At 44.7% G+C, this 6,126-nt stretch carries 4 protein-coding genes and 2 rRNA genes (1 of these 6 cut by a window edge); 5 read left to right on the forward strand and 1 reads right to left on the reverse strand.

Features of this window, described 5'->3' with window-relative positions:
• Window positions 1-106: 106 nt before the first annotated feature.
• Window positions 107-694 (forward strand): peptidylprolyl isomerase, encoded by a 588-nt coding sequence (locus IGI77_RS03260; RefSeq protein WP_005227659.1) that lies wholly within the window; start codon window positions 107-109, stop codon window positions 692-694.
• A 90-nt stretch (window positions 695-784) separates the two neighbouring features.
• Here the strand turns inward: IGI77_RS03260 and IGI77_RS03265 are convergent, their stop codons facing one another.
• A complete protein-coding gene (locus IGI77_RS03265; RefSeq protein WP_167822736.1) occupies window positions 785-1,966 on the reverse strand; it encodes a MalY/PatB family protein in 1,182 nt (393 codons plus the stop codon).
• A gap of 93 nt (window positions 1,967-2,059) precedes the next feature.
• On the opposite strand from IGI77_RS03265, the gene IGI77_RS03270 reads away from it, so the two are divergent.
• From IGI77_RS03270 to IGI77_RS03285, 4 genes are all read left to right on the forward strand, one after another.
• Window positions 2,060-2,440: a CvfD/Ygs/GSP13 family RNA-binding post-transcriptional regulator gene (locus tag IGI77_RS03270; RefSeq protein ID WP_438769476.1), complete on the forward strand. Its 381-nt coding sequence runs from the start codon at window positions 2,060-2,062 to the stop codon at window positions 2,438-2,440.
• A 67-nt stretch (window positions 2,441-2,507) separates the two neighbouring features.
• On the forward strand, window positions 2,508-2,870 hold the full coding sequence (locus tag IGI77_RS03275; protein ID WP_005227664.1) for a hypothetical protein: 363 nt from the start codon (window positions 2,508-2,510) through the stop codon (window positions 2,868-2,870).
• Window positions 2,871-3,435: 565 nt separating this feature from the next.
• Window positions 3,436-4,995: ribosomal RNA gene (locus IGI77_RS03280) — 16S ribosomal RNA — on the forward strand.
• Between the two features lie 229 nt (window positions 4,996-5,224).
• Window positions 5,225-6,126: ribosomal RNA gene (locus IGI77_RS03285) — 23S ribosomal RNA — on the forward strand; it runs 2,013 nt beyond the window's last position.
• The 16S and 23S rRNA genes sit together here, the layout of an rRNA operon.

Raw genomic sequence — 6,126 nt, forward strand, 5'->3', positions numbered from 1 at the left:
CGTGTTCGTATTGTACGAATAGCTTCATTATAGCAAAAATTATCCAAACTAGCATTTTTTCAATTTTCTGCTATCATGGATTTATGAGAGAGAAGGAGGAGTTAATGTGTCTGAATTTCCACAGTTAGCATTAGAAAAACAAACTGGCCATAAAGCAGTCATCAAAACCAATCGTGGGGATGTAGTTGTACAATTGTTCCCAGAATTGGCACCAAAAACAGTGAAAAACTTCGTTGAATTAGCGAAAAAAGGGTATTACGATGGGATCATCTTCCACCGTGTCATTCCTGATTTTATGATTCAAGGCGGCGATCCAACTGGTACAGGGATGGGCGGCGAAAGCATCTATGGTGGCAGCTTTGAGGATGAATTTTCAAAAGAATTGTTCAATCTTCGTGGCGCTTTATCCATGGCAAACGCTGGTCCGAATACTAACGGCAGCCAGTTTTTCATCGTAAACAATCAAAATGTTCCTAGCAACATGTTAGGTCAATTAGAAGGTGCTGGTTATCCAGCTGAAATCATCGAAGCGTATCAAGCAGGTGGTACTCCTTGGTTAGATTTCCGTCACACAGTCTTCGGTCATGTGATCGAAGGAATGTCAGTCGTTGATGAAATCGCTGGCGTGCAACGAGGACCACAAGATCGTCCAGTGCATGATGTAGTGATCGAAACGATCGAAATCAGCGAATAAAACAAAAGAACCCAAAAGCAGTTTCAACGGTCATCCTCAAGGAGGTCGTTGAAATGGCAGCTTTAGGGTTCTTTTTTTCATAAGAAAGAGTTAACCGATCGGTTGGTCTTTAAACGCGGCGGCGATTTGATTGAGTGCTTTTTCTAATAGCTCTTTAGGACAGGCAAAGTTCAGCCGCATATGGTGACTGCCGCGAGGACCAAAGATACTTCCTTGATTCAATACGACATTGGCTTCTTTGATCAGTTTGCGCTGCAGCTGATTGTCCGTTAGGCCATAGGCAGAAAAATCCAGCCAGATCAAGTAAGTACCTTCGGGTTTTTGAAAGGTCACTGCTGGGAGTTGTTCAGTCAAAAAGTCGCAGACAAAGGTGCGATTTGCTTCTAAATAGGACAAAAGTTCTTCTAACCATGCTTCAGATTCACGATACGCTGCTTCAGTAGCGACCAACCCAAACGTATTGATTTCCCCTTGAACGTTGCGTTCTTGTGTTTTTGCAAATTGGCTGCGCAAGGTTTTGTCTTTGATGAATACCATCGAATTTTTGATCCCAGCTAAATTAAAGGTCTTGGTTGCTGAGGTCAAGATGATCGAAAAATCGGCAAAGCTTGGCTCGACTGTTTGGAAAGAGACAAAGTGATTTGGCGCAAAAACGATGTCTTGATGGATCTCATCACTGACAACGACCACCTGGTGCTTTTGACAAATACGGCCGATCGTCAGCAGTTCTTCTTTTGACCACACGCGACCGCCAGGATTATGAGGATTACATAGAAGAAACAATTTTACCTTCTTTTCGATGATGGTTTGTTCCATCGCCTCAAAATCGATGACGAAGTGGCCATCTTTTTCCAATAATGGTTCTTGAATTAAGGTCCGCTGATTGTTTTTGACAACATGGGCAAAGGGATGGTAGACCGGATCGTGGATCAATACGGCATCTCCTTCTTGCGTATAACTTTGGATCGCCAGTGCAATACTAGGGACCACACCGCTATTAAAAAGGATCGCTTCTTTATTGATGGTATAACCATGACGTCTTTGCTGCCAATCGATGATGGATTCAAGCAGCGAATCAGGGATGGTGGAGTACCCATAGATCCCTTGGGCAACTGCTTTTTCTAACGCTTTTTTCACAGGTTCTGGTGCCAGAAAATCCATGTCGGCTACCCAAAGCGGCAACAAGTTTTCTTCCTTATAGGTTTTTGCAATGGTATCCCATTTGACGCTATTGGTATTTAAGCGCGGATGAACTTTGTCAAAATTGATCATGCGTTTCCCTCCTATATTGTGCAACGTTGTTTCTGATGCTTCAAATCTACCACTAGTTCAAGTATAATGAAAGTGGAAAAGAGAGGAAAGACTATGAATTATCAAATCGGGAACATTATAGAAGGAACAGTCACTGGGATTCAACCCTATGGTGCATTTGTTTCGTTAGATAAGGAAACACAAGGATTGATTCATGTTTCAGAGATCCAATCTGGGTTTACCAAAAATATCCATGAAGTCTTACAGATCGGGCAAAAGATCCGTGTACAAATCATTGATATTGACGAATACAGCCAAAAGATCAGTTTGTCCCGCCGTACATTGGAAGCGAGTTTTGTTCAGCCACCCTTTAAGCGTAAACGCTACTTTACAAATAAGAATAAGCGGATTGGTTTTCGTACGATTGAAGAAGCTTTACCAGTGTGGGTGAAAGAGGCCAAAGAAATGTTAGAAAAAGAAAACAGCAGCAGATAATCGTGCATATTTTCTGAAAATGTGCTAAAATTAGTTTACAAACAGATGAATAACTGAGGTGGGTATTTTGGGATCCAAAAAAGTAGCGGGTACAGTTATGATGCACTTAGCAAATGGTTCGAAACGATTTTTGATGCAAATACACGAAGGCACTGCGGAATTAGCGTCAACGGATTTTTCTGAAGATAAAACCGGCTTGGCTACGATCTTACAATTGTTTAAAGACCGTATCCACCTTGATGTGACAGCGATCGAACTCGTTGAACTCACAAATGGCAATATTGATACGCAAAACATTCCTTTATTTGTTTTTGAAACACAAGAAGCAGGACAAACGCAACAGCTGCCAGAAGGGTATGCGTGGGAAGAGCCCAATATCTTTCGTAAGATCATTGAAGACTACGAGATTGAAGGCGTTCCGTTCTTTTAGCACCTGAATATTAGCGAAAAGACTGAAGACCGTTACGACGGTCTTTTTTTATTGAAAACTTTTTGTAAATAAAATGAAATATTTCCTTGACCTGAGTCAAGAAGAATGGTAAATTAGTCAACGTTGGCAATTGAGCCAGCGGGTCAAAACAACAGTTGAAAAAACTTCAAAAAAAGACTTGACCAAAAATGCAACAGATGATATTATAACGAAGTCGCAATAATAAAACAGTTAATCAATGTTGATACATCAACAAAATTAATTAAAAAAAGTTGTTGACAAATAACAAATCATTTGTTATTCTAATTAAGTCGCTGAGGCAGCCGCTACGAAGTTGAAAAACAACGAGCGAAAAAAACTTTTAAAAAAGAGTTGACAATTAAACGTCGCTCTGATATGATATAAAAGTTGCTAACACAGCACGGTAGACCTTTGAAAACTGAACAAAGCAAGCAAACGAACCAATGTGTAGGACGTTTCAATTTATTGAAACAAATACATGCAAGCAATAGCTAGCAAAGTTAATTTTTATGAGCTTAATGACCGTATGGTCATTCAAACAAATCATTATGAGAGTTTGATCCTGGCTCAGGACGAACGCTGGCGGCGTGCCTAATACATGCAAGTCGAACGCTTTTTCTTTCACCGGAGCTTGCTCCACCGAAAGAAAAAGAGTGGCGAACGGGTGAGTAACACGTGGGTAACCTGCCCATCAGAAGGGGATAACACTTGGAAACAGGTGCTAATACCGTATAACACTATTTTCCGCATGGAAGAAAGTTGAAAGGCGCTTTTGCGTCACTGATGGATGGACCCGCGGTGCATTAGCTAGTTGGTGAGGTAACGGCTCACCAAGGCAACGATGCATAGCCGACCTGAGAGGGTGATCGGCCACACTGGGACTGAGACACGGCCCAGACTCCTACGGGAGGCAGCAGTAGGGAATCTTCGGCAATGGACGAAAGTCTGACCGAGCAACGCCGCGTGAGTGAAGAAGGTTTTCGGATCGTAAAACTCTGTTGTTAGAGAAGAACAAGGATGAGAGTAAAATGTTCATCCCTTGACGGTATCTAACCAGAAAGCCACGGCTAACTACGTGCCAGCAGCCGCGGTAATACGTAGGTGGCAAGCGTTGTCCGGATTTATTGGGCGTAAAGCGAGCGCAGGCGGTTTCTTAAGTCTGATGTGAAAGCCCCCGGCTCAACCGGGGAGGGTCATTGGAAACTGGGAGACTTGAGTGCAGAAGAGGAGAGTGGAATTCCATGTGTAGCGGTGAAATGCGTAGATATATGGAGGAACACCAGTGGCGAAGGCGGCTCTCTGGTCTGTAACTGACGCTGAGGCTCGAAAGCGTGGGGAGCGAACAGGATTAGATACCCTGGTAGTCCACGCCGTAAACGATGAGTGCTAAGTGTTGGAGGGTTTCCGCCCTTCAGTGCTGCAGCAAACGCATTAAGCACTCCGCCTGGGGAGTACGACCGCAAGGTTGAAACTCAAAGGAATTGACGGGGGCCCGCACAAGCGGTGGAGCATGTGGTTTAATTCGAAGCAACGCGAAGAACCTTACCAGGTCTTGACATCCTTTGACCACTCTAGAGATAGAGCTTCCCCTTCGGGGGCAAAGTGACAGGTGGTGCATGGTTGTCGTCAGCTCGTGTCGTGAGATGTTGGGTTAAGTCCCGCAACGAGCGCAACCCTTATTGTTAGTTGCCATCATTTAGTTGGGCACTCTAGCGAGACTGCCGGTGACAAACCGGAGGAAGGTGGGGATGACGTCAAATCATCATGCCCCTTATGACCTGGGCTACACACGTGCTACAATGGGAAGTACAACGAGTTGCGAAGTCGCGAGGCTAAGCTAATCTCTTAAAGCTTCTCTCAGTTCGGATTGTAGGCTGCAACTCGCCTACATGAAGCCGGAATCGCTAGTAATCGCGGATCAGCACGCCGCGGTGAATACGTTCCCGGGCCTTGTACACACCGCCCGTCACACCACGAGAGTTTGTAACACCCGAAGTCGGTGAGGTAACCTTTTTGGAGCCAGCCGCCTAAGGTGGGATAGATGATTGGGGTGAAGTCGTAACAAGGTAGCCGTATCGGAAGGTGCGGCTGGATCACCTCCTTTCTAAGGAATATTTCGGAAGACTACACATCGTTTGCCTTTGTTCAGTTTTGAGAGGTTTACTCTCAAACAAAATTTGTTCATTGAAAACTGGATATCGAAGAAATAATCAAAACAAGTAACACACACCGAGTTGAAATGTTAAAAGAGTTTTTTAATAAGTTCAACGCTTATTTTCTTGAGCAACCTTCTATCGCTAGAAGAAGTACTCAAAACCGACCGTAAGGTCAAAGGTTAAGTGAATAAGGGCGCACGGTGGATGCCTTGGCACTAGGAGCCGATGAAGGACGGGACTAACACCGATATGCTTTGGGGAGCTGTAAGTAAGCTATGATCCAGAGATTTCCGAATGGGGGAACCCAGCATCTTTTATAGGATGTTACGTCTGCGTGAATACATAGCGCAGTCGAGGTAGACGCAGAGAACTGAAACATCTAAGTACCTGCAGGAAGAGAAAGAAAATTCGATTCCCTGAGTAGCGGCGAGCGAAACGGGAAAAGCCCAAACCAACAAGCTTGCTTGTTGGGGTTGTAGGACTCCGATATGGTAGTCTATTCAGATAGTCGAAATACTTGGAAAAGTATGTCAAAGAGGGTAAAAACCCCGTAGGCGAAATTTGGATAACACCTAGGAGGATCCTGAGTACGGCGGAACACGAGGAATTCCGTCGGAATCCGGGAGGACCATCTCCCAAGGCTAAATACTCCCTAGTGACCGATAGTGAACCAGTACCGTGAGGGAAAGGTGAAAAGCACCCCGGAAGGGGAGTGAAATAGATCCTGAAACCGTGTGCCTACAACAAGTTAGAGCCCGTTAATGGGTGATAGCGTGCCTTTTGTAGAATGAACCGGCGAGTTACGATAGCATGCGAGGTTAAGTTGAAGAGACGGAGCCGTAGCGAAAGCGAGTCTGAATAGGGCGAATGAGTATGTTGTCGTAGACCCGAAACCATGTGATCTACCCATGTCCAGGTTGAAGGTGCGGTAAAACGCACTGGAGGACCGAACCCACGTACGTTGAAAAGTGCGGGGATGAGGTGTGGGTAGCGGAGAAATTCCAAACGAACTTGGAGATAGCTGGTTCTCTCCGAAATAGCTTTAGGGCTAGCCTCGGAATTGAGAATGATGGAGGTAG

This window comes from Enterococcus sp. DIV0213h, from assembly GCF_051711285.1.
GTDB lineage: Bacteria > Bacillota > Bacilli > Lactobacillales > Enterococcaceae > Enterococcus_D > Enterococcus_D casseliflavus.

Bases quoted from the DNA above. Each gene is read 5' to 3' on its own strand.
- IGI77_RS03265 (WP_167822736.1), bottom strand. From the start codon at position 1,966: ATGATCAATTTTGACAAAGTTCATCCGCGCTTAAATACCAATAGCGTC.
- IGI77_RS03270 (WP_438769476.1), top strand. From the start codon at position 2,060: ATGAATTATCAAATCGGGAACATTATAGAAGGAACAGTCACTGGGATT.